Here is a 25,689-nt window from a genome sequence, read left to right on the forward strand (position 1 = left end):
ATTATGAGTAAATATACTTTAGGAATTGATTCTGGTTCCACAACTACAAAAGGTGTATTATTTGATGGCAAAACAATTGTTAAGACTATGATTATAAAGACATCTGCAAAACCAAAAGATAGCATTCGTAAAGTCTATGATGAACTCTATTCTAAGGATGTGAAATATACTATAACCACCGGGTATGGTAGAAGTTTATTAGAGGAAGCAGATAAAACCATCACTGAAATAACTTGTCATGCGCAAGGTGCAGTATTTCTTAATCCTACTATTAGAGGAGTTATAGATATAGGAGGGCAGGATTCTAAAGTTATTTTGTTAGATAACTCATTAAATGTTGTGGATTTTTTAATGAATGATAAATGTGCTGCCGGAACGGGAAGATTTGTTGATGTTATGATGAGAATTTTAGAAGAAGATATGAGGAATATTGATGATTTTGTAAGAGATAGAAATCCAGTAAGTATATCTAGCATGTGTACTGTTTTTGCTGAAAGTGAAATTATTAGTCTTCTTGCAAAAGATATTCATAGAGGTGATATTGCCCTTGGAATAATTCATTCAATTTCCAAACGAACAGCTAACTTTGCACAAAAATTAAATTTGCAAGGAGACATATTTTTTAGCGGAGGATTAGCATTATCGGAAACATTTAGAACAACTCTTGAAAGTTATCTTAATAAAAGAGTGATGACTAATGAGTTATGTCAATATGCAGGTGCAATTGGAGCAGCTGCAATTGGATATAAAAAAATTAAATGAAGTAATGAAAGGAAAGTTATGCAAAAAAATCACAGGTATAACTGAGAATGGGAGTTATGAAGATAAATTTAATTTTACTAGCTGCAGGAAATAGTAGTAGATTTCAAGGAAATAAATTATTAGCTATAGTAAGCAATAAACCTATGTACATGAATGTGGTAGAAGAAGCATTAGGGATAAATTTTAATAAGATAATTTTAGTTACGCAATATGAAGAAATAGTGGACGCTTTATTAAAGCAAAAAATTGAAGTTGTCATGAATAAGAATAGTGAACTTGGCATATCTCATTCTATAAGGCTTGGAATTGAAGTAGATATGGAAGCTGATGCTTATATGTTTATGGTATGTGATCAACCGTTTATATCATTATCGAGCATTGAAATATTAATTGATAGATTTATAAAAAGTAATAAGGGAATGGCTTGTTTAGAGTATGAGGGCAACCTTGGAAATCCAACTATATTCTCTAAGAAATATATAAATGATCTATTAAGTTTAAAAGGAGATGTTGGAGGTAAGTCCATTATGAAAAAACACCTTGATGATTTAGAGCGAGTTAGAATAATGAATGAAATAGAATTGATGGATATCGATACTAGAGAAGAGTTGAAGAATTTTTTATACAGACAAAAATATTAATAAAGGCATGCGCTCAGTGTAAGTTGGACTTTTGTAGATATTTAATGCAATTAACTAAGAATAAAAAATAAAGATATGAGGTGATCTAATATGAAAAAAATTTTTTATAGTAATTTAATCAATGCACTCAATGAAAAAGGCGAAATCAATGTAGTTACTGTAATTAGCGGAATTTACGATGGTAAAGATATTGTAGGTCAGAAGCTTCTTAAAAGTGAAAATCACATTATTATAGAGGATGAGAGTCTAAAAGACTTTTGGAATTCTATGTTGAAAACATTAGATTTTACTAAAGGAACTTGTGTAGTCAAATTAGAAAACAATGTAGAATTGTTTATAGAGTATGTTGTAGGTAAACCTCATTTAGTTATTTGTGGTGGTGGACATATTGCATTACCTTTATGCAATATTGCTAAGATGCTAGATTTTAATGTGACTATTATAGATGATAGGATTGAATTTGCGAATAATGAAAGATTTCCAATAGCAGATAAAGTCTTTTGTAATGATTTCAATGAAGCAATAGAAGAAATAAAGCCTAATAAAAGTACTTACTTTGTGATTATTACTAGGGGACATAAAGATGATAGAAAATGTTTGGAAAAGATATTACAAAATGATTTCTTTTATGTTGGTATGATCGGAAGTAAAAGTAAAGTTGCTTTTGTTATCAATAATATGTTAGAAAGTGGATATACAAAGGATCAAATAGACAAAGTTCATACGCCAATTGGACTTAGCTTAGGAGGACAAACTCCGGCTGAAATAGCTGTAAGTATAGCTGGAGAAATAATTTTAGAGAAGAATAAAAAAGAAAGCAGCAATATAGAGGATAATATTTTAAATGAAATACTCAATAGAAAAGAATCTATGGTTCTTACGACAATAATTGAAAAACATGGGTCGTCTCCAAGAGGGGTTGGAGCTAAGATGCTTGTATATGAGAATGGAGAATTCATAGGGACCGTAGGTGGAGGAAGCGTAGAAAATGCAGTGTATGAACAAGCGTTAGATTTAGTTAAATGTAAAAAGTCATTAGTAGAGAAATATGATTTATCAAATTCAGCTGCTTCAAAACTTGGTATGGCATGTGGAGGAACAATAAAAGTTTTATTTGAGTTTATTGATATATAAAATACATATTTATAATACAAAACTGAAGAAAGTGAATTAGATTTATTATATAAGAGATGTGATTGGAGAGGAGGAGTATAGCAATGAAGATGATAAAAACTATAGAGGCTGTTGGGCATGTTTTATGTCATGATATTACTAGGATAATAAAAGATGTAACTAAAGATGTTGCTTTTAAAAAAGGTCATATCATTAGGGAAGAAGATGTACCAATATTGCTTTCACTAGGTAAGGATAATATTTATATATGGGAAAAAAGTGAAGATATGCTTCATGAAAATGAAGCAGCAGATATTTTATTCAACATCTGTAAAGGAAAGAATATAAGTGGAAGTGATGTTAGGGAAGGAAAAATTGATCTTATAGCAGACGTTGATGGACTTCTACGGGTTGATGTGGATAGATTAAATATGGTTAATTCATTAGGCGAAATGATGATAGCCACACGTCATAATAATTTTTCGGTTAAAAAAGGAGATAAATTAGCGGGAACTAGAATTATTCCACTAATCATCGAAAAAGAAAAGATGACTGAAGCTATAAAAATAGCAAGAAATGAGCCGCTGATTAATATTATAAAGTTTAATCGTAAGAAAGTTGGAATTGTTACAACAGGGAATGAAGTGTATTATGGACGAATTAAGGATTCTTTTGGTCCTGTTATAATAGAAAAATTATCAGAATATAACGTTGAGATCTTAGGACAAGAAATAGTTAATGATGACCTTGACAACATAACTAATGCTATCAACAAATTCTTAGAAAAAGGTGCAGATATTGTGGCTTGTACAGGAGGTATGAGTGTTGATCCTGATGATCTAACGCCAAGTGCAATAAAAAATACAGGAGCTGAAATTATATCATATGGAGCACCTGTGTTGCCAGGAGCAATGTTCTTATTGTCATATTATAAAGATAATATTCCTATAATTGGACTACCAGGTTGTGTAATGTATTCTAAGCGAACTATCTTTGATTTAGTACTACCAAGAATAATGGCAGATATAAAGTTAAGTAGTAAGGATTTAGCTTTAATGGGGCATGGCGGTTTGTGCTTATCATGTGATATATGTACTTATCCTAATTGTGGATTCGGAAAGGGAATGTAAAAAAGGAGGAGAATACTAATGAATTTGACCCACTTTGATAATAAGGGAAATGCAATAATGGTAGATGTAACAAATAAGGAAGTAACAGAAAGAACAGCTATTGCGAAAGGAAGAATCAAAGTAAATAAAGAGGTGTTTGAAGCAATAAAGAATGGGACATCTAAAAAAGGAGATGTTTTAGGTGTTGCAAGAGTCGCGGGAATAATGGCAACTAAAAGAACATCAGATTTAATACCAATGTGTCATGTTCTAATGATTACAAAAAGTAGTATTGATTTTGAGATGTTTGAAGAAAGATTTGAAGTTGAAGCTACATGTACTGTTAAAGTGAGTGGCAAAACTGGTGTTGAAATGGAAGCATTAACAGGAGTATCAGTAGCACTTCTTACTATATATGATATGTGTAAAGCTATGGATAAAAATATGGAGATAAATCAAGTTTATTTACATAATAAAACAGGTGGGAAAAGTGGAGATATAGAAAACAATAGATAGATACAATTTTATAAATAATGGAGTATAGGATCAATTTAAGCATATAAGGAGGTATACTGATTTTGTTAGATTTATATGGACGCAATATAGATTATCTTAGGATATCTATAACTGATAAATGCAATTTTAGGTGTAAATATTGTATGCCAGAAGATAGAGTTGCTACTTTAATGAATAATGAAATTTTAACCTTTGATGAAATTATTAAAATCTGCAAGAGTGCCTCCAAATTAGGAATTCAAAAGATTAAAGTAACTGGTGGGGAACCACTACTTAGAGATGATGTTACAGATTTAATAAGGTCAATAAAAGAACTTCCACTTGTAAAAAATGTTACATTAACTACAAATGGAGTATTTCTTTATGATAAAATTCATGAATTAAAAAAAGCAGGAATTAATAGTATAAATATTAGTTTAGATACGCTAATAAAAGAAAAATTCAATGATATAACTAGAAGAGATAAATATGATGAAGTTATTAGAGGTATAAAAGAAGCTCAAAATATAGGAGTAAAAATAAAAATTAATAGTGTTCCAATTAAGAATTTTAATTTTGATGAAATAGTAAATATTGCAGCTATAAGTAAAGATAAAAATATAGATGTTAGATTCATAGAAATGATGCCTATTGGATTAGGAGAATCCTTTAAAGGAATATCAAGCATAGAAATATTAAATATACTTGAGAAGGAGTATGGAAAATTCTCAAGATTAGAAGGATCTAATGGTAATGGGCCAGCCGTATATTATAAGAATGAAGAATTTAAGGGACATATAGGATTTATAAGTGCAGTGAGTAATGAGTTTTGTGAAAATTGTAATAGAATTAGAATTACCGCTGATGGGTTCTTAAAACCATGCCTATGCTACGGTACTGGACTAGATCTAAAAGGTCTAATTAGAAATGGAATTAATGAAAAAGAATTAACAGATGAAATAAAAAAAGGCATATTAAGTAAACCAGAACATCATGAATTTAATAAAGAAAAGAAATCTAGTAATATTGAAATAAAGAAAATGTCACAGATTGGAGGATGACTATGGGGAAAGTAGTAGCTGTATGTATTAGTGAAAAACGTGGTACACAAAAGAAAAATATTCAAGAGGGAAAATTTATAGAAAACTATGGAATACAAAGTGATGCTCATGCAGGAGATTGGCATAGGCAAGTAAGTTTATTGTCTTATGAAAAAATAGAGGAATTTAACAATAAAGGTGCAAATGTAATAGATGGAGCCTTTGGTGAAAATCTTGTAGTAGAAGGAATTGAATTTACCAAGCTGCCTATTGGGGCAATACTAAGATGCAACGATGTTGTTTTGGAAATTACTCAAATAGGAAAAGAGTGCCACAATCACTGTGAGATTTATAAGAAAATGGGAGATTGCATTATGCCTAGAAATGGTGTGTTTGCAAAAGTTATTGTTGGTGGAAAAATAAGATGTGGGGATGATATGAAAGTTGTAGTGTAAATATTGAACATATAACATAATATGAGTACAATTGTAAGTAAGATATAAAACCTAAAGAAAATGTTGAGTTTCTCATTAACTTTTCTTTTAGGGTTTTAAATAAATAAACTATTAAATTAACTTGATTTGGAGGAATTAGAAATGCTAAAAGTAACAAATACAGAAAATGCTCCAGCAGCTATTGGTCCATATTCTCAAGCGGTAAGCTTTGGGGATCTATTATTTACATCAGGACAAATTGCTTTGGATCCAGTAACAGGGGAAGTAGTAGGAACAGACGTAGAGGAACAAGCTTTACAAGTTATGAAAAATATAACAGCTATATTAGAAGCTAATAATATTGATTTTAATAATGTTATAAAAACAACTTGTTTTCTTGCAGATATGAGTGATTTTGCTAAGTTTAATGAAGTATATGCAAAATATTTTATTAGTAAGCCAGCACGTTCTTGCGTAGCCGTAAAGGAACTTCCTAAGTCAGTCTTATGCGAAGTTGAAGTAATAGCATGTAAAAACGTATAATTTAGACATTTATAGTTGGTAAGTAAGAGAATAAATTTAAATTTTATTTTAGATAACTCTTGTATTAAAAATAATAATGTACAGAAATAAAAATTGCCACTTATCTATTATCCAAAGAATCAGATAAGTGGCAATTTTTTATCTAAGATGAATTAGGCATTTTTTAATTCAGAAACTAGCTCATCCATAAGTTCTTTAACGGTAGTTATTTTTGTTATTTTACTTGCATTTTCACCACAGAAGATAAGACCTTCATCAAGGTTTCCTTTTACTGCATTTATTAATGCTTTACTTATACAGTAAGGTGTATTAGCAGGATTACATGGTGTTAAACAATTATAACAGTGTGTAATTTTTTCCCTTTCAACAGCAGTTCTACTAACAAATGGGTTTGTAATAGCTCTTCCAGGCATTCCTACAGGACTTTTTACTATTTGTATATTTTCCAGCGTACAGTTAACATAAGCATTTTTAAAGGCATCAGAAGCATCACATTCTTCAGTAGCAACAAATCTTGTTGCCATTTGAACACCACTAGCTCCTAACTTAAGATATTTGGCAATATCATATCCATCGAAGACTCCGCCAGCTACTACTACTGGAATTTCCTTATTATATTTCTCGGCATATTTCTTTGTTTCATCTATTATATCTGTTACGATTTTATCAAAATTAAGATTTTCATCTTCTAATTCTTCTACCTTGAATCCTAGGTGACCGCCAGCCTTTGGTCCTTCGATTACAACAAGGTCTGGGGCAACATTATCATGTTTATCCCAAAGCTTTAAAATTACTTTTGCAGCTTTTAAGGAAGAAACAATTGGCGCAATTTTTACAGATGATCCTTTTACTATTTTAGGTAGCATAGTAGGAAGTCCAGCACCAGAAATTATTAAATCAACTCCTGCTTCTATAGCAGTCTTTATATGTTCTTCGTAATTATTTGTTGCAACCATAGCATTAATACCTATAATACCATTTACTGCTTTAGCCTTTGCAAGAGTAATATGTTTTTTTAAAGCCCTTAAATTTGCCTCTAAAGGGTTCTTTTCAAAATCATCTTCTTCGTAACCAAGCTGTGCAGCAGAAATTATTCCAACCCCACCAGCATTTGCAACAGCGGAAGCTAGGCGAGAAGATGAAACACCAATTCCCATACCCCCTTGAATAATAGGAATAGGAGCAATTAAATTTCCAATTTTAAGAGAATTAAAATTCATTTTACATATATCCTTTCACGAGAAATTCGACAATAAAATATTTTGACAATCAAATTATTTTATTATATTATAGAATAATATTGATACTTAAACAAGAAGTATTTAAAAAAACTACTATTTGTAATACGTTTTCAGTAGGTAAAAAGTCTAGGAATTGAAGCAATATTTAAATATTAAAATTAATAATGATAAATTTCTTGACATAAACTATTAACACGTGATAAAATAACAAATGTCTTAGGGGTATGGCTCAACGGTAGAGTAGTGGTCTCCAAAACCATTGGTTGTGGGTTCAAATCCTACTGCCCCTGCCATAATTGTCGTAGTACGTTGTACTACGGCTTTTTTATTTTTCGTGAAAATTAACTAAAGCAATTGAAAGAATTCCGTAAACATATAGTTTTAAATATAATAATGGCATTTTCCTTTTAAAAGTCTTATGAGCTAGAATTATGATTCCGCATTATTCAGAAATGAATTTGCGGTTTTTTTTATATACTGACTATCTATAAATTTAATAAAGGAATAGTAACAACTCTTTTATGAGAGAATAATTTTATGAAACATAGTACATAAAATTATTGACTCAAAGTTATTTTTTCAAGAGTTAAAATGTTTTATAAAGCGTTTATATAAATCAAAATTTTGAGCGGAAGTAGGGGATATAATGGTGCATCAGCTGAAGATATTACCACAAGATTATAAATTAATAAAAGAAGGCAGTAAAACGTTTGAACTAAGAAAATATGATAGAAATTTCAATGTTGAAGATATACTTGTATTAAGAGAATATGGAGATATTACCGGATACACAGAAAGAGAAATCATTAAACAAATTTCTTATGTATTCAAAGGTGGAGAACGTGGATTAGATAAGGAGTTTTGTATACTTGGATTTAAGAATACTTTATGCGTAGAGCTTAAGAATACAGGAGGGAATGAAACAACGTTAATAAATCAATTAAGAAAAGTTGAAGAAGAAAATGATGAGTTTGAAACGGCAATAATTAAAAATGATATTAATAACGCAATAGAGGAATTTTGGGATAAAGTTCAATCCTCGTTAGGTGCATTGGAGAAGATAGGAATTAAGGCGGATATTGTAATTGAAGATTATCAAAAACATCTAGATAAAATTAGGAATAGATTATAGATAAGGAATAAAAAGAAAAATATAGGTCGATAATTATTAAAAAGATTTGAATATGTGAATAAGGAGGGATAAAAATGTATATGTTATCGACTGACAAGGTACATGGAACAATGGAAATCAGACCTTTTAAGGGGAATTTGAATACAAGTTATGCTAAGAAGATTCAAGAAGGGAAAATTGTTCAATTTAATAGATATCATGTTGCAAATAGACAAAGAATTTTAGAAGAGTTAGCGAATAAAATAAAAGAACAATGGATAAATGAAGCTCAAGAATCAATTAGAAGGTATAAGGATTTAAAAGTTCAAATTAAATAAATTGATATAATCACGTATAAGAAAATTACGTAATAATTTTTATCAGTTTCATTTAATTATATTATAAGACTATAATAAGAGCATATTTATGAGAAATATTGTGGTGAGTCTGGTAAATATGCTCATAATTAATATATAACAGTTGAAGCATGAAAATACGATTAAATTTTTATATAATACGGGATAAATTCATAAAGTTTTAAAATAAATTATAATGTTAGTAAGAATTTTCAGAAAACATATTGAATTCTGAAAATTATTATGTTAATATATATACAAGAAGAAAGTAAATTTCTTTTAACAAATTCTAGTCTATAATATTAATAAAAAATGAAATTTTAAAATTTTATATCCACTCATATTAGTTAGTAGATATTACGGAAGGAGTGTTAAATTAGCAATATTATCCATAGAGTAAGGTTAAGTTGGATTTACTAAGTACAAGCTATCAAAAATATATTAGTAAGTAACTGAAAGTATCCTAAATAAATTTGTTAAGTTGGAACTTAAAGGTTTATATGAGATATCTATAATAATATTTGATAAGGATACAATGTTTTGTAGCAATTAATATAAATTAAAGGGAGGTGTGCAGGAGTAGTTATAAAAATTATGTTTGTGGAAAGGGTGATGATAATTCAAATAGATTCGGACATATTTAATAATAGATTAGAATTTGTTTAACCACTGATTAGTTAAAAAACTTTAGCTAATTAGTGGTTTTTAATTTTGAAAAATTTAAAATCTAATATTATAATTATTTATTTTAAATTCTAGTAAATATATAATTGAACATTGAAATCTATCTCTAAATAATAAGTGTATAAATTATAATTTATGGTTACCATACATAATGGATTTGAATCGTAGAATAGTATAAATTTGATTCTTGAAAAAACTTGATTTTTGTTGAAAGAAGTATATAATTTACTAATATGATAAAAACTAAAATAAAATTAGTGATTTTACGTTAATTGAATGTCATTTTGTGTCTTATATAATTTTATATAAAATGAATTCAATATTTGCATATTATAAACATATTATGGTAATAATCCATTATGAGGTGGACTACGATATGAATAAATTGATTTTATTAAATGAAATAAAAAAAGAAAAAATGAGATATAGTAATTATTCATTAAAATTAAATGGGTTTAAAAACGAACAAGAAGATAATGATAAATCATACATTGATTTCAAAGAGAAGTTCAATTGTATTCAAGATAGAGAAGAGATAATAAATTTAAATGAAATAAATGAAAAGGGGATTAAATATAATAAAAATGAGAAGAATTTAAATAAAATTATGAGAAGAATCTTTTTATTGAAAAATAATATACCTTTTATTAATTTTATCAATTCTATATATAATGATGATCTAAGTACAAGCACTAAGCTTGAGTATATACAAATCAAAAAAGTTGTAAATAAAAATGAAGTGATATTATTAAAGAATTCTGTTTACAGCGTTAGAATTTTAGTGGAAGATGTGTATAAAAAAATTGAATATAGGATAAAATTTCAAGCTAAAGATGATGAGAACTTAGCTATAATTATAAATAGAACAGATCATACTGAAACTAAAAATATAATAAGTCTTAACCAAAAGAAGAAAGAGCATAACTTAAATAATAGCTTAAAAGAATACAGTAGTGATAGATGTATTATAATGTTAAACTCTAATATTGAGGTTCCTGATGTATGCGAATTTAAATTTAATGCTGAGGGTGAAAATACAGATTGCAAAGTTACTGTAATTAAGGGCTGGAAATATGACTTTAAGCAGCTGCTCGAAAATGATATGTATCTGCTATTTCCAATGAAGGTTTTAGATCTTAAGCAAAGACTTATAAGTATAAGCAATGAATTTGCAACCAAAGAACTTGTTAAAGATGAGATAATTAGATTCTTTAAAGTTATGAATAGATATTTAAGAAAAATTCAGGAAATGAATTTAATTACCGAGAAGGATATAAATGAATTAAATTTAATTGCCATTGATTTATTGAATAACTTTATAACTGAGAAGAATAACATTTTTGTCGATATAAAAAGAGATATAGAGGCTACTTTAAAGAATATCGTTGTTTAATAAAAGTAGATGAGAATATAATATATAGTAAGAATTGTTATGACAAATTACAATTAGAAAATTTATTCTCTTAGGTAAACTTAGTGGTTGAAGGGTAAATATTGAAAAATACCCGTATATTAATAAGAATAAAATAGTATGTGAAGGTTAAAATACTAATATCGGTAGATGAAATTAATTTAAATTTTATCTGCTGATTTATACCAAATTAACCGAGGAGGGGATCGTTATGTCAAGTAATAATAGGACATTAGTTCCAGAAGCAAGACGAGGCTTGAAAGAATTCAAGAACGAAGTAGCTCAAGAACTAGGAGTTCCATTTAAAGAATATAATGGAAACTTAAGTTCTAGACAATGTGGTTCAGTAGGCGGAGAAATGGTAAAAAGAATGGTAGAGGAATATGAAAGTAGGATTTAATTGGAATCAGAAGATTCTCAAAACTAGATTTGAAAGTATATATGTTATAAATAACATAATCATATTCTAAAGCAGGGAGATACATTACACAGATATGTAATGTATCTCTTCTTTTATTTATGAAAATTAGAAAATTTTAAGCATAAGAATAGTCTTTAGATTTGGACTCTTCATAAGTTTCATGATAGAATTAGAACAAAGGTTCGTTGTATAAAATGATTGCAGGTGATTAATATGAGAAGAATAAAAATTTTACATACAGCAGATATACATTTTGATACACCCTTTAGTGGAATGACACCCAAGGGAGCGCTAAAAAGTAAAGAAGAGCTAAAGCAAGTATTCGATAAAATAATGAAAATATCCCTAGAAAGGGAAATTGATATTCTTTTAATAGCAGGAGATGTATTTGATAATTTATCTGTAAATAAGACCACACTTTATTTTATAAAAAGTTGTTTTGAAAAAATAAGTCAAGTAAGAGTATTTATAAGTCCGGGCAACCATGATCCTTTTAATGAAAAATCATTTTATAGTATTGTAGATTGGCCAAGTAATGTTTATATATTTAAGGGAGAAATGGAAAATGTAATTCTTGAGGATTTGAATACTGTAGTGTGGGGCGTCGGATTTAATACTCCACATGTTAATAAATCTCTATTAAAAGAAATTAGAAGAATAGATGGGTATAACAATATTATGGTTATGCATGGAGAAATTACAACTTCAAAAGAAACAAATGAATATAATCCAGTTACTGAAAATGATATAGCTAAAAGCAATATGGATTATGTGGCCTTAGGGCACAGGCATAAGTTTTCAGAAGTGAAAAAGATAGATAATACCTATTATAGTTATTGCGGCTGTCCTCAAGGTAGAGGGTTTGATGAACTCGACGATAAAGGAATAGTTCTGATAGAACTTAAAGAGAGATTTGTAGAAAGTGAGTTTATTAAAACTTCAATAAGAAATTATTATGAGAAGGAAATAAGTATCGAGGGATGTTTTGGGTATAATGAAGTTAAAGATAAGGTTATCAACGAGATTTTAGGTTTTGATAGAAAAAATAATTTCTATAAGATAATTTTAAAGGGACAAGTATCCGAAGAGTTTTCAATAAATGAAGAAGTTTTAGAAGAGTTACTTAAAACCGAATTTTATTTTGTAAAAGTTATAGATAAAAGTGAGATAAGGTTAGACATAAATGAATTAATGAAAGGATACTCTCTAAAAAGTATATTTGCAAAGAAGATATACGAAAAATTACAGAGTGCACAAACAGAAGAGGAAAAGGAAATTATTAATTCAGCACTGAAAATAGGGCTTCAGAGTATATCAGGTGATGAGGTTAAAATGTATGATAATTAAGAAAGTTAACATAAGATTTTTTGCAGGAATAAAAGAAAAATCTGTAGATTTTGCAAAAGGATTTAATTTAATCTATGGAAAAAATGAAAGAGGAAAAAGTTCCATTGAAAATTTTATTAGAATATGGTTATACGGAATTGATGGCTCTAGAAGTAAGCTTAACGATAGAAAAAAATACTTGCCATTAACGGGAGAAAAAATCTCTGGTGAATTAATTGTTGAGGATAAAGGCAGGGGATATATTATAAAACGTGCCTTTGGAGTTACGAGGAAAGAAGATGAATGTGAAATATTTGATGAAATAACAGGTGAAATTATAGAAATTGACTATAATAATGAACCGGGAAGATATTTCTTTGATATAAATTCAGCTACATTCATGAAGACTTTATTTATAAATCAATTAGGTGTTATGGTTTCTAAAGATAAAGAAGAAGAAATTATGGAAAAAATAACAAACATTTATAATACAGGAGATGAAAATACATCTATAAGAAAAATTATTGAAAGACTTGAAAAAAGAAGGAAGCAGCTAGTTGGCGTTAGAAAGGGAGGAGAACTTGACTTATTAAAAGAGAATAGTAATTCTCTTAAAGCAGAGTTGTGGGAAGCGTACAAATTAGGAGAAGAAAGTATAGAGAATGAAGAAAGTTTATTAAAAAAGAATGAGGAAAAGATTAGTATAAAGGATAATATTCAAAAATTAGACTTATATAAAAAATATATTAAGAAGGTAAAATTACAAAAAGACTATAAGGAAATAAGTAATTATTTAATTAAAGGAGAAGAACTCAAAAGAAAGCAAAATGCCATTAGTGAGGAACTCAAAAAAGGTGATGGCTATATAACTATTGAACTTTTAGAAGATATTAATGAAAAATGTTCTAAATATTTAAGTTTACTAGATGTAAAGCAAGAAAAAATAAATAAATTTAATATTGTACAAGAAAGTGCCAGAGAAAAAAAAGATAATATAAAAAAATACAATGTGTTTGATTCTATGGGAAAAAATATTAAAGAAAAGATATACACTTTGAGACTTGACATGAAGAGTCTAGAAGAAAAGCTTAATGATGTTATTAATATTCAAAATTTAATAGCCAGATATAAAATGGATATAAACAAAAAAGCTAAGAACATTCATAATTTAGAATTTATTATGAAATACAGAGAAGATATAGAAGAGACTCTTAATTTGTATAAAGAAAGCTTGAAAGAGTTAAAATACATGATGGAAAATAATAGTTATAGCAAATTAGAAGTAAATTCAAGGAAGTCTTATAATACTATAAAATTTACTTATATTTTGGGGAGTGTTAGTATTATAGCTTTTATTTATTGTGTACTAAAGCAAATAATGCCTATTATAATCGTATTTATTCCTATTTTCATTGTATTAATCAGATTATATTTAAAACATTTACTAATAATAAAAAATAACGAATTAGCAGAAAAAAGTAATCAGGCTATTGTCATTTCAAAGAAGCAAATTGATGAATATGAAGAAAAATTAAATTTATATATAAATAAAACTGAATCTTTGTCTTATGAAGAGTTTATTAACAAGATAACTCAATATGATAAGTTTAAAAATTATAATGATAATATAAATTTAATTATTAAAAATAAGGAAGAAGAAATTAGTAAATATGATATTACTCAACTGAAATCAAATTACAATAAAACTAAAGGGGTAATGGCTTCATTATATAGCATTCTGTCGTGCAATACTTTAGATGAGGTATTAGATAAATTAGACGTATACGAAAAATTAAAAGAAGATCTATCTAGGAATGAGTATGAAATTAATGGACTAAAGCAAGAAATTAAAAATATTGATGAACAATTATCTGATAAAGAGCTTGAAATAAAAAAGAAGACTACTGTTCTAGGATTAGAAAATGTGGAAATAGTGGATTTGCATATAAGTTTAAAAGAATATAAAGAGAAAATAAGTAAAATGAAAGAAATAAAGAATGCACTTGATAATGTGGAAGAAACATATAAAGTTTTACTCAAAGATAGGAATATAGATGAAATAAAGGAAGAAATGAAACAATTGATAAATCAGGATATAATGAATTATTCTTATGAATCTGAAGAAGAAATTGATGCTGAGATTAGAGCTAAATCTAATGAGCTATTAATAGTCGAGAAAGAAATAAAAGATTTGGAACATCTTATAGAAAAAAGATATCTTGGAAAAAGGGAAATTTCAGAAATAGAGGAAGATGTCCTCATTAATAATGAAAGAATTAGTAAATTAGAGAAAGAGTTTAAAGCGCTAGAATTAACTGCTGAACTATTTCAGGAATCGTTTAATGAAATTAGAAAGAATGTTGGTCCAGATTTAAATAATAAAGTTATTAATAAATTTAATTTTTTAACTGGTGAAGAATATGAAGAAGCTAAGATCTCTGAGGAGTATAAATTAAAAGTTAGGAATAAAGGAATACTATTTGATGGAGATATATTAAGTAATGGAGCTAAAGATCAACTGTATCTAGCACTTAGATTTTCATTTATTAATATGCTATTTAATGATAAAGATATACCTATATTTCTTGATGATGCTTTTGTTCAGTATGATGATGAGAGAAGAGAAAAAGCAATAAAACTCTTAATGAAAGAAGAATTCAGCCAAATAATTTTATTTACTTGTCAGGAAATTGAGAAATCTATCTTGGACAGTAATGATTATAAATATAATTTAATAACTTTAAGCTAAAATCAGAAAATATATTGGGATGACTTGTTATAATGATTTCGTTAGTGGGAAATATATAAATGGTTATTATTTTTTACTGTTCTTGACATATTTAAACTTTCACTGTAATATTATTAAAGAGTTGCAAATGCAAATCACATGCAAGTGGAGGGGTTATATGCGAAAGAAGATTATTTCGGGAGTATTAGCTATATTAATGGGGATTACATTAATTGGCTGTGGAGACAATACTAAAGCTACAACAAAAAATACAGATGATAATAAACTAAGTGTTATAGTTTCTATATATCCATTAAAGGAATTTACTGAAAAGATTGCTGGGGATAAAGCAGAAGTAACGTGCTTAGTACCAGATAATATGGAGCCACATGATTATGAACCTAAAACCAAAGATTTTCAAACTTTAACTAAAAGCAAAGTTTTCATTTACAATGGATTGGGCATGGAATCATGGGTAGACAAAGTTAACGAAACTATAAAAGATAAAAATTTAGTGATTGTGGATTCAAGTTCTGGCATTGAAGTTAGGAAAGAAGAAGATGCAGTTGATCCTCATATTTGGTTAAGCTTAAAGAATGCAGAAATACAATCACAAAACATTAAAGATGCGCTTGTTAAATCAGATGAAAAAAATAAAGATTATTATGAAGCTAATTATAATAAATTTAAAGAAGAACTAGAGAGCCTATATAGTGAATATAAACCTAAATTTGATGCAGTAAATCAAAAGAATTTTATTACAGGTCATGCTGCGTTTGGGTATCTGTGCAGAGATTTCGGATTAACACAAAAATCAGTAGAAAACTTATTTGCAGAGGGAGAGCCAACTCCAAAACAATTAGAAAGTTTAGTTGGTTTTTGTAAAGAAAATAACATAAAAACTGTTTTCTCTGAGTCGTTAGCCAGCCCTAAAGTATCGGAAACGTTGGCAAAAGAAGTTCAAGCAAATGTTGTTCCAATACTAACCCTAGAATCAAAAGAAGATGATAAGAGTTATTTAGAGGCTATGAGATATAATCTAGATGAAATATATAGATGCATGTTATCAGAGCAAAAATAAAATTTTAACTTTACATTGTGAATTATGAATACATCTGTGACTAAGTAAATGAAAATATGAAGTAAATTAAAATATCATTATGAAAATAGATATTTTAATTTACTTTATTTTATTATAAAACTAATTTTAAAAATTATATAGGAAATAATTGACACATAGTTTTAATGACGTAAAATAAAGATAGTGATTATTAGGAGTGGTAGAGATATTATAATTTCTTATTAAGGTTTAAAATAAAAAATTATTATGGGAGGAATTATGAGATTAGCAGAAGAATTTTATAAAGGTAACATAGAAAAGAATACAAGGAAAAGTAAAATATTAAGCTCAAAGGTAGAAGTTATTGGATGGAGTAGATTGATTGTATTTGCTGTTTGTGTTTTAATTGATTATTTCTTATATAAACAAAATAAAATAAGTTTAGCAATAGTAGTGACAATAGTTCTTTTAGGGTTATTCCTATTTTTAATATTTTATCATAATAATATTTTCGAGTTAAAAAAAAGGATTGATTTATTAGTATATATAAATCAAAATGGCTTAAAAAGAATAAATAATGAATTCACTAGTTTTGATGATAATGGCTCGGAATACTTGGACGATGAGCATCCATTTATAAATGACTTGGATGTATTTGGTGAGAATTCAATTTTTCAATACATTAATACTACTGTAACAAAGGGTGGAAGAGAAGAACTAGTGAGTCTACTAAAAAATGAGAAAAAATTAAGTAAAAATGAGATAGTAAAAAGGCAGCAAGCAATTAAAGAATTAGGAGAAAAAGCCGAATGGAGACAAAATCTAATTGTTGAAGGCAGTGTTAAAAAATCAAAAGATATAGATTTAGGTAGTCTTCTTAAATGGAGTAAAGATAATGAATCGTCAAGTCCTTTGAGAGTAGCTATTGCTTGTACGTTTATTTTGGCAACAATATGTTCTATACTGGCAGCTGTAAATGGGATAATACCGCAGTCATTTTTACTCTTAGATTTTTCTGTTAATTTTATTGTTATTAAGATATTATCTAAAGGGATGAGAAGAGAACTTGAGCTATTCGAATCTATAAAACATAGTGTGTATGCATATAGTAAAATTTTATGGTTAATAGAAAATGAAAATTTTAATTCTGAGTATTTGATAAAAATAAGTAGTAAATTAAGAAATGATTCAGTAAGTTGCAAAGAGGAAATTAAAAAATTTTCTAATATACTTGATTGGGCTGGAAACAGTAAATACAATGCGTATTATTTAATATTGAATATACTCGTGTTTTCAGACGTATTCCTTATGAGGAGTTTGGAAAAATGGAGAGAGAAAAATGGTAAAAAGCTTGAAGAATGGCTTGAAGTAATGCATGAGATAGATGCATTATGTAGTATATCGAATTTATCATTTGAAAATGATAATTGGGCCTACCCTATAATATTGGATAAAAACGAAATTGAAGGAATAAATATAGGCCATCCATTACTTGGAAAAAAGGCGGTTAGAAATACATTTTCATTAAAAGGGGAGCACAAGGTATCGCTAATAACTGGCTCAAATATGTCTGGAAAGAGTACGTTTTTAAGAACATTAGGAGTAAATCTAATTCTTAGCTATATTGGAGCCCCAGTATGTGCCGATGAATTTTCTTGTGGAATTATGAATACTTATACTTGCATGAGAACAAAAGATAATTTAGAAGAAAGCATCTCCTCATTTTATGCAGAAATTTTACGAATAAAAATGTTAATAGAGGCCTGTAAAAACGGAGAAAAAATATTTTTTCTCTTAGATGAGATATTTAAGGGCACAAATTCTAAAGATAGGCATGTTGGGGCGATAGTTCTCATTAAGCAGTTAATAAAATATGGAGGAGTAGGTCTTGTATCTACTCATGATCTAGAGTTATGTGACTTAGAAAAAGAAAATAACAGTATAATAAATTATAACTTTAGAGAATTCTATAAAGATGGTAAAATTAAATTTGATTATATATTAAGAAAAGGTAAGAGTGAAACGCAAAATGCAATTCACTTAATGAAACTTGCAGGAATAGATTTTTAGAATTTAAATTAAAAGTGATTTTAGAAAGGATTAGATATGGGGTACATTATTATTGATTTAGAGTTTAATAACTTAAAGAATATAACAAACTATTATAAGAACTTTTTTGAAATGTATGGCGAGTTTGAATCTATAGGTATAGAAAATGAGATTATAGAAATAGGAGCTGTAAAGGTAGATAAATACATGAAACCTATAAGCGAAATTAGAGAATATATAAAACCAAGTGTTTTTCCTGTAATTAATCCTATTGTTACTGAAATTACTAAAATAGATATGAATATACTTAATGAAAAGGGCATAACTTTTAAAGAAGCTATAGATAAGCTCGAGGATATGTTCGAAGAGGGTGATGTTCTTTGTTCATGGGCAAAAGATGATGTCGCAGAATTAATCATAAATGCGCATTACTATAATTACAGCAGTCTAAAATGGCTTAATGAGTATTTAGATATTCAGGAATATACTACTAAGATGCTAGCTCATAAAAAGGCGCTGGGATTAAAGGCAGCTTTAGATGAATTGAAGATTAAAGTTGATGACACTAAATTGCACGATGCGTTAAATGATGCAAAATATACAGTAGAGGTGTTTAGAAGGGTATACAATTCGAGGATTATTAAGAATTATCTGGTTAAGGATATTTATAATATGCCTGCAATTCATATATCAGATCTTGAAAGCGTTAAAATTGATGAAGATAAGTTAGAGTTAAAGTGTCCAAAGTGTGGTAAGAGGGTTGAATTGGAAACGGCAATTGAACTTTTAAATTGGAGATTTGCATCCGTAGGAACATGCCCTAAATGTAAGAGTAATGTTTTGTGTGAAATCATGGTAAAGAAAACTCTTCAAGGAGAAGATGGATATGATGAAGTTAATAGTATTTTAAAAGATGAGTCATATCTAAATTATATATATAAGTTAGAGAATAGTGGCAAGAAGAGGTGATTTTAATAAAAATTCAATGATAAGTAATAATTTCTTAAAAGAATTTTAAGAAAAAATATGATAAAATAGATTTGTAAATAAAAATTAAACGAATACATTTAAGGAAAGGATTTTATTTATGAATATAGCCTTTTTTCTTACACCTAAAAATGAGGTAATATGTGAAAATCAAGATGCAACAATGAGACAAGTCATGGAGAGAATGGAGCATCATGGGTATACTGCAATTCCAATTATAAATAGAGAGGGAAAGTACGTAGGAACGCTAACAGAGGGAGACCTACTATGGAAACTAAAAAATACGAATAATTTAAACTTTAAAAATACTGAATCTGTTAGGGTTAAAGATATACAAAGAAGAATAAATCATAAATCAGTATCTATAACATCTAATATAGAGAGCTTAATTTCTTTGGCAGAAAGTCAAAATTTTGTTCCAGTAACTGATGATAATGGAACTTTTATAGGAATTATAAAAAGAAGTGATATAATAAATTACTGTTTCAATGAAATGGAAAAAAGAAAAGCATTAGAAGTGCAACAATTCTCAATGTATTACGAAGGTTAGTGTATTGTAAAAAATACTTGTATTAGGAGATTATCTTAAGTTTAGTGCTAAAAAACCGAAATGGAATATATGTGTTTGCTCCGGTTCCTTGAAGATTTTGCAGGGTGATTCTAAGATTATAAGTTGTGCCCAAAATGCTAGCCTCAAAGACAAGCTTTGAACTAGCATATTTGGAACAACTTATATTCTAAGAATCGCAACCAGCAGAATCTTCTAATGAACACTGTGCAAAAACATATATTCCATTTCTTTGTTTAGTGTAATTTAAAGTAAAGGATATATTCGTGCAAGTATTTTTATACTTGTCCGATTATCAATACCTTCTCATTGAAGAAAATTCACAAGTCTTAACACAATTCATATTTTTTTTATAATATAAATATACTCTTTATATAGGTATATGTGAAACGCTTGAAGTGATACAAGAACAAAGAAATAGGACACATATATGTGGAGCAGGCATTGAAAAATAAGCTGTTGGAATATCTTAATGGAAGGTTGTTCCACTTTTGCTTGTCCTGTGTTTGTCACAGGAGCATGCAGAAGTGGTGCAACCTTCCATTTGGATATTCCCAGTGAGATTTTTCATAGTCCTGAGGAACATATATGTGTTCTATTTCGGTTGTTTATTCCATCACTTTAAGTTTTCACCATACTATGCATTTTGGTATGTCTCTACTACAAAGTCAAATTCATTAGGATCAGTTATTTCACCAAAGGAATCTTCTCGAATTCCAGGGTAGTAATATAATACTAATTTATCATTAGAGTCTTTAAGATTTTCAAGAAGAATATATAAGTTATTTAGAGTACAATCTTCGACGACAGCTAAAGCTTTATATTTTGAGGCCCTTCCGTTATCATTGTTAGTAAGGTCTAGTGTGAAATTTTCAAACTTTCTAACATTAACTCTTTCCTTGTCACAGAAACAAATCATAGATGCATCCCTACAACTTGAACATTTTTTGAAATTACATTCAAAAGCACAGCTTAGGCATTCACAGTTAGAGCATTTTTCTAATTGCTTAAAAGTATCTCTGTTTTTTGTCTTAAAATCTTGTAGTAAGCCAATACTTGGATTAGATTTAAACATTGAAAATATAGATTTCTTTTTACAGTCAGCTTCAGCGGAATCTAATAGTTTAGTATACTCTTGAAGAACTGAAGCTTTAGTATAATATTTTCTGATTTTTAAATCTTCTTCTGATATGAAAGGAGAAATTTCGCTTATTGCATAAGCTATATCAGTATATATCTTTCCCCAGTATCTTCTTTCTTCATTAATAAAATCAATATCTTTATCATTATCCATCTGATCACCTAGTTGGTTTTGTATTTTGCTAATTCAAGATCTAAGTCAACTTCATCTAATTTTTCAAACTCACTATCAAAATTATCTAAATCTCTTAACTCACCTAATCCTTGAGCAAGTGATTCTTTTCTTTGAATTTTTCTTTCAATACTATCAATTTGTATTGAATTGCTCTTTGTTTGCACATTAGCAAGAACTTCATTAACCTTTTGAGATGCTTCAGCATTGGCAAATCTTGCAGCAGCTTCATCTCTGTAACTCCTAGTCTTTGTTATTTCTTCTTCTAAAGCGCGAAGATTTGCCTTTATTGTATCAGCTTGAGCTTTAGCATTATCATAGCTTGCTTGTAATGAAGTGATTTTTTTATCTGTTTCAACTTTCTTAGCTAAAGCTCTTTTAGCTAAATCTTCATTCCCTTTACTTAATGCTAATTTAACTTTTTGATCATAATCTTCAGATTCTTTTTTTGCAAGGATTAATTTTTTTTCGATTTCATGAGCGTTACCTAATATTTGAGCCGAGCTTAATTTAGCTTTGTTAAACTGCTCGTCCATATCTCTTAATTTTTGATCTAATAATTCAATTGGATTCTCCATTTCGTCCAAAGTGCTATTGACCTTTCCTTTTATCATATTTGACATTCTTGTAAAAATTCCCATATTAATACCTCCGAGTTTTTTATTATTTTCTTTTATTATTTAAATATTTTTTTATTATTATAATAGCTAGGATGAATATTCCAGCTAAAATTAAAGCATTTATTATAGAACTTGCCATGGAACCAAAATAAAATGGTCTATAAAAATATCCGCCTCCTCCACCGAAGAATGGCCAGAAAGAACTTCTGGATGAACCGGTATTATTATATGTTTGAGTAGTATTATTATTATTATTATTATTATCTTTTGTATTTGAAGAGTCATCAGTTTTGCTCTTATCGGTCGAAGAATACGAACCACTACTAAATCCTTTTGCAGCACCATTACTTGTGGACGATGTACTTGAATCAGATTTACTAGAGGTGCTATCACTACTGCTTGAAAAGTTTCCAGATTTAAAGCCCTCGCCACTTTTTGAACTAGTAGAATCTTTAGTTGTACTTGTAGAGGATTTGCCAGATGAACTAGAACCACTAAAAGATCCTGAACTAAATCCGCTACTCGATTTTGAACTGCTAGAACTAGATTTGCTACTACTAGAACTTGATTTACTGCTAGATTTAGCAAAAGCAATTGTATTATTAGTTGGTATATTCATGCCCATAAATGATAAGGCATCTAATGGTAAATTAGAAAATGTAAATATAAATGTTAGAAAAATAGTTAAAACATATTTTCTAGTAATCTTATGAATAGTGATCACCCCTTTAAAGATTATGTATTTATTATATTAAAAAGCGTCCTTATACACAATATGGAATAAGAACGAAAAAAGACTAAAAAAGATTACTAGAGTTATATATCCTTGCTAAAGGTTATAATATCTCTTCAATAATAGTTTTTTTAAACTTTTTAAAAGGTATTTAATACTATTTGTGTTTTGATATGATTAAATATATATCATAATTATATTCTAAGTAAAAGAACTATACTTGTATATTATTTTTTATTAGGCTAATATTGTAAGTAGAGTAAATTATATATTAAGGAGTGATTGTTAATGGCTAATGAAGAAATGAGCATGAGTGAACTTTTGAATAATTATGATGTAAAAAGGCTAAACAAAGGGGACATTTTAAAGGGAAAAGTCATCGATGTAAATGATAAGGAAGTTTCAGTTAATATAAACTATGCATTTGATGGATTGATATCTAAAGAAGAGTTGTCAGTAGATGAAAAAGATCCTAGAGAAGTAGTTAATAAGGATGATGAAATCGATGTATATGTATTATCCCCTAATGATGGAGAGGGATACGTTGAACTTTCATTAATAAGAGCAAGACAAATTAAAGAAAAAGAAGAATTGGTAAAATATTTCAAAGATCAAAAAAATATTACTGTTAAAATCAAGGAAGAAACTAAAGGTGGAGTAATTGCCTACTATGGAAATGTTAGAATTTTTATTCCTGGATCACTTGCAAGTAGAGAAAGAATTGAACTCAGCACTTTAATTGGAAAAGAACTTGATGTTAAAATTACAGAATTAGATTTCAGAAATAACAAGGTAGTAGCTTCGAGAAGAATAATTGAAGAAGAAGAATATAATAAAAATAAAAAAGTTGTTTGGGATAGCTTAGTTGAGGGCGAAAAGAAAAATGGTGTTGTTAAGAAGTTGGTTAAGTTTGGTGCATTTGTAGATATTGGAGGGTTAGAAGGTCTAATTCATATTTCAGATTTATCTTGGGAAAGAGTTAACAAGCCAGAAGATGTTGTTAAGGAAGGTGACAAAGTAGAAGTATTTATAGGTAAGGTAGATAAAAAGAATGAAAGATTATCATTAATATTAAAGGACGTAAATAAAGAGCCATGGACAGTGCATAGCAGCGATATAAAAGTAGGGGATATACTAGAAGGTAAAGTTGTACGTTTAACATCATTTGGCGCATTTATAGAATTATTTGATGGAGTAGAAGGTTTAGTACATATAACAGAGATAACTGACGACCATATTGCAAAATCTTCCGATGTTCTAGAGCTTAACCAAAAAGTAAAGGTTAAAGTATTAAACTTTAATAAAGAAGATAAAAGGATATCTTTAAGTATAAAAGAGGCTGTTGAAACTAATAATGAATATCTTAATTATGTTGATAATGCTGATAATTCAGGAACATCTCTTGGAGATTTACTTAAAGGATTTAAATTTGAATAATTATTTTGAACTATGTCATTTTTGTAATCAATAAAAAATAAGTATGGAAAAATCCATACTTATTTTCTATTACAAGATAGTTAAAAATTAAAGTTTTTCAATCTTTAACATATTAGTTCCACCTGTTTGAGTTGTTGGCATTCCAGCAGCAACAATAATATCATCTCCAGGCTGTGTGAAGTTTAAATCAAATACAGTATTTTTAGCTTCAGTTAATATTTCATCTGTAGAGTTAAACATTTTACAAGGCATTGGGAATATACCGAAGTTTAGGCTTAAGCTCTTACGTACTTGCTCGTAAGGTGTTATAGCTATGATCGGAGCTTTAGATCTATATCTTGAAAGTAATCTTGCTGTAGCTCCACTCTTAGTAGCAGCAACGATAGCTTTTGCGTGTAAAATGTTCGCAGTTCTACATGCAGAATAACTTATTGCAGCAGCATAATCAGTAAGAGAAGGTTCCCTTAATCTTGCTGTTAAATGATCGTAATCTAAATATTCTTCAGCCTCTTGAGCTATTTTAGACATTGTTTTTGCAGCTTCTATAGGGAAGCTTCCAGAAGCACTTTCACCACTTAGCATTATTGCATCAGTACCATCAAAGATAGCATTACAAACGTCACTTGCTTCAGCTCTAGTTGGAAGTGAATTTCTAATCATTGAATCAAGCATTTGAGTTGCAGTTATAACAACTTTACCTGCTTCATTACATTTTTTAATTATCATTTTTTGGATTATAGGAACTCTTTGAATTGGAATTTCAACTCCCATATCTCCTCTGGCAACCATTACAGCATCAGTAACATCGATGATTGAATCTATGTTATCCACACCTTCTTGGTTTTCTATCTTAGCAATTACTTTTATATGCTCACCATGATTTTCTTTTAAAACTTTTTTTACATCTAGTATGTCACTAGACTTTCTTATAAAAGAAGCAGCTATAAAGTCAACGCCCATTTTGCATCCGAATTTAATATCTTCAACATCTTTCTCAGTAATAGATGGTAATTTAATTACTACATTAGGAACATTAACGCCCTTATGATTTTTTATTTCTCCACCAACTACAACTTTAGTGTGAATTGTTTTACCCTCAACTCCAGTAACTTTAAACTTTAAAAGTCCATCATCAACTAGAATTTTTCCGCCAACTTTGATGTCTTGATAAAGAACATCATATGAAATAGAGCATCTTTTTTCATCTCCAAGGATTTCTTTCCCACAGATAAACTCAAAATCATCACCTTCGTGAAGAGTTACGCCATCATTTACGAAATTATGTGTTCTGATTTTAGGTCCTTTTATATCAAGAACTATAGCAGTTGCAGATTTCATTTCTTTACTTAAACGTTGGATTAATTCTATTTTCTCTTTGTGTGATTCATGTGTACCATGAGAGAAATTTAATCTTGCAGCGCTCATCCCGATTTCAATAAATTTTCTTAATGTTTCTTCGTTATCACTAGCTGGACCAATAGTAAAAATCATTTTTGTTTTTTGCATAT

The 25,689-nt window shown here is 28.6% G+C and carries 24 protein-coding genes and 1 tRNA gene; 20 read left to right on the plus strand and 5 right to left on the minus strand.

The annotated features are described in order from the left end of the window. Positions 1-3 precede the first annotated feature (3 nt). The 8 genes from D2A34_RS22800 (at position 4) to D2A34_RS22835 (ending at position 6,137) form a co-directional block, all read left to right on the plus strand. Entirely contained in the window at positions 4-762 is a 759-nt protein-coding gene (locus D2A34_RS22800) for an acyl-CoA dehydratase activase (protein WP_119368009.1), read from the plus strand. Positions 763-818: 56 nt separating this feature from the next. Beyond that, positions 819-1,403, plus strand: coding sequence for a nucleotidyltransferase family protein (locus tag D2A34_RS22805; RefSeq protein WP_119368010.1), 585 nt, complete (start codon positions 819-821; stop codon positions 1,401-1,403). Positions 1,404-1,493: 90 nt separating this feature from the next. Continuing rightward, complete coding sequence (locus tag D2A34_RS22810; protein WP_119368011.1) at positions 1,494-2,537, plus strand: XdhC family protein; 1,044 nt, start codon at positions 1,494-1,496, stop codon at positions 2,535-2,537. 83 nt (positions 2,538-2,620) lie between these two features. Beyond that, positions 2,621-3,646 carry a molybdopterin-binding protein gene (locus D2A34_RS22815; protein ID WP_119368012.1) on the plus strand — a complete coding sequence of 342 codons (1,026 nt, stop codon included), beginning with the start codon at positions 2,621-2,623 and terminating at the stop codon, positions 3,644-3,646. 18 nt (positions 3,647-3,664) lie between these two features. After that, a complete protein-coding gene (gene moaC, locus D2A34_RS22820) occupies positions 3,665-4,141 on the plus strand; it encodes a cyclic pyranopterin monophosphate synthase MoaC (protein WP_119368013.1) in 477 nt (158 codons plus the stop codon). A gap of 62 nt (positions 4,142-4,203) precedes the next feature. Beyond that, entirely contained in the window at positions 4,204-5,181 is a 978-nt protein-coding gene (moaA, locus tag D2A34_RS22825; RefSeq protein WP_119368014.1) for a GTP 3',8-cyclase MoaA, read from the plus strand. A 2-nt stretch (positions 5,182-5,183) separates the two neighbouring features. Next, a complete protein-coding gene (locus tag D2A34_RS22830; RefSeq protein WP_119368015.1) occupies positions 5,184-5,615 on the plus strand; it encodes an MOSC domain-containing protein in 432 nt (143 codons plus the stop codon). Positions 5,616-5,756: 141 nt separating this feature from the next. After that, complete coding sequence (locus D2A34_RS22835; protein ID WP_119368016.1) at positions 5,757-6,137, plus strand: RidA family protein; 381 nt, start codon at positions 5,757-5,759, stop codon at positions 6,135-6,137. 152 nt (positions 6,138-6,289) lie between these two features. Here the strand turns inward: D2A34_RS22835 and D2A34_RS22840 are convergent, their stop codons facing one another. Next, a complete protein-coding gene (locus tag D2A34_RS22840; protein WP_079439836.1) occupies positions 6,290-7,357 on the minus strand; it encodes an NAD(P)H-dependent flavin oxidoreductase in 1,068 nt (355 codons plus the stop codon). A gap of 239 nt (positions 7,358-7,596) precedes the next feature. On the opposite strand from D2A34_RS22840, the gene D2A34_RS22845 reads away from it, so the two are divergent. The 11 genes from D2A34_RS22845 (at position 7,597) to D2A34_RS22895 (ending at position 20,061) form a co-directional block, all read left to right on the plus strand. Further along, a tRNA-Trp gene (locus D2A34_RS22845) sits at positions 7,597-7,671 on the plus strand. 353 nt (positions 7,672-8,024) lie between these two features. Further along, positions 8,025-8,510: a DUF3850 domain-containing protein gene (locus tag D2A34_RS22850; RefSeq protein ID WP_079439835.1), complete on the plus strand. Its 486-nt coding sequence runs from the start codon at positions 8,025-8,027 to the stop codon at positions 8,508-8,510. A gap of 74 nt (positions 8,511-8,584) precedes the next feature. After that, the gene (locus D2A34_RS22855; RefSeq protein ID WP_079439834.1) at positions 8,585-8,827 is read left to right on the plus strand and encodes a hypothetical protein; all 243 of its coding nucleotides are present in this window, start codon (positions 8,585-8,587) and stop codon (positions 8,825-8,827) included. Positions 8,828-9,905: 1,078 nt separating this feature from the next. After that, a complete protein-coding gene (locus tag D2A34_RS22860; protein ID WP_119368017.1) occupies positions 9,906-10,922 on the plus strand; it encodes a hypothetical protein in 1,017 nt (338 codons plus the stop codon). A 229-nt stretch (positions 10,923-11,151) separates the two neighbouring features. Continuing rightward, positions 11,152-11,340 (plus strand): alpha/beta-type small acid-soluble spore protein, encoded by a 189-nt coding sequence (locus D2A34_RS22865; RefSeq protein WP_079439832.1) that lies wholly within the window; start codon positions 11,152-11,154, stop codon positions 11,338-11,340. Positions 11,341-11,574: 234 nt separating this feature from the next. Further along, positions 11,575-12,708 carry a metallophosphoesterase family protein gene (locus D2A34_RS22870; RefSeq protein ID WP_119368018.1) on the plus strand — a complete coding sequence of 378 codons (1,134 nt, stop codon included), beginning with the start codon at positions 11,575-11,577 and terminating at the stop codon, positions 12,706-12,708. Next, on the plus strand, positions 12,698-15,436 hold the full coding sequence (locus D2A34_RS22875) for an AAA family ATPase (RefSeq protein ID WP_119368019.1): 2,739 nt from the start codon (positions 12,698-12,700) through the stop codon (positions 15,434-15,436). The genes D2A34_RS22870 and D2A34_RS22875 overlap by 11 nt, the downstream gene beginning before the upstream one ends. Positions 15,437-15,593: 157 nt before the next feature. Beyond that, on the plus strand, positions 15,594-16,496 hold the full coding sequence (locus D2A34_RS22880) for a metal ABC transporter solute-binding protein, Zn/Mn family (protein ID WP_079439829.1): 903 nt from the start codon (positions 15,594-15,596) through the stop codon (positions 16,494-16,496). Positions 16,497-16,754: 258 nt separating this feature from the next. Continuing rightward, positions 16,755-18,545: a MutS-related protein gene (locus tag D2A34_RS22885; protein ID WP_119368020.1), complete on the plus strand. Its 1,791-nt coding sequence runs from the start codon at positions 16,755-16,757 to the stop codon at positions 18,543-18,545. A gap of 36 nt (positions 18,546-18,581) precedes the next feature. Then, positions 18,582-19,493 (plus strand): 3'-5' exonuclease, encoded by a 912-nt coding sequence (locus D2A34_RS22890; protein ID WP_079439827.1) that lies wholly within the window; start codon positions 18,582-18,584, stop codon positions 19,491-19,493. Between the two features lie 118 nt (positions 19,494-19,611). Continuing rightward, positions 19,612-20,061, plus strand: a complete 450-nt coding sequence (locus D2A34_RS22895; RefSeq protein WP_079439826.1) for a CBS domain-containing protein — start codon at positions 19,612-19,614, stop codon at positions 20,059-20,061. A gap of 655 nt (positions 20,062-20,716) precedes the next feature. On the opposite strand, the gene D2A34_RS22900 is transcribed toward D2A34_RS22895, so the two are convergent. The 3 genes from D2A34_RS22900 to D2A34_RS22910 are packed head-to-tail and all read right to left on the minus strand — an operon-like array spanning position 20,717 to position 22,636. Beyond that, entirely contained in the window at positions 20,717-21,373 is a 657-nt protein-coding gene (locus D2A34_RS22900; protein WP_119368021.1) for a DUF1292 domain-containing protein, read from the minus strand. Between the two features lie 8 nt (positions 21,374-21,381). Continuing rightward, complete coding sequence (locus tag D2A34_RS22905) at positions 21,382-22,032, minus strand: PspA/IM30 family protein (protein WP_079439823.1); 651 nt, start codon at positions 22,030-22,032, stop codon at positions 21,382-21,384. A gap of 22 nt (positions 22,033-22,054) precedes the next feature. Continuing rightward, complete coding sequence (locus D2A34_RS22910; RefSeq protein ID WP_423243130.1) at positions 22,055-22,636, minus strand: hypothetical protein; 582 nt, start codon at positions 22,634-22,636, stop codon at positions 22,055-22,057. 396 nt (positions 22,637-23,032) lie between these two features. On the opposite strand from D2A34_RS22910, the gene rpsA reads away from it, so the two are divergent. Then, on the plus strand, positions 23,033-24,181 hold the full coding sequence (gene rpsA, locus D2A34_RS22915) for a 30S ribosomal protein S1 (RefSeq protein WP_119368023.1): 1,149 nt from the start codon (positions 23,033-23,035) through the stop codon (positions 24,179-24,181). Positions 24,182-24,268: 87 nt separating this feature from the next. Here rpsA and pyk read toward each other — a convergent pair whose 3' ends face one another. Continuing rightward, positions 24,269-25,687, minus strand: a complete 1,419-nt coding sequence (gene pyk / locus D2A34_RS22920; RefSeq protein ID WP_079439820.1) for a pyruvate kinase — start codon at positions 25,685-25,687, stop codon at positions 24,269-24,271. Between the last annotated feature and the right edge of the window lie 2 nt (positions 25,688-25,689).

Source organism: Clostridium chromiireducens (genome assembly GCF_003575225.1).
Classification (GTDB): Bacteria; Bacillota; Clostridia; order Clostridiales; family Clostridiaceae; genus Clostridium; species Clostridium chromiireducens.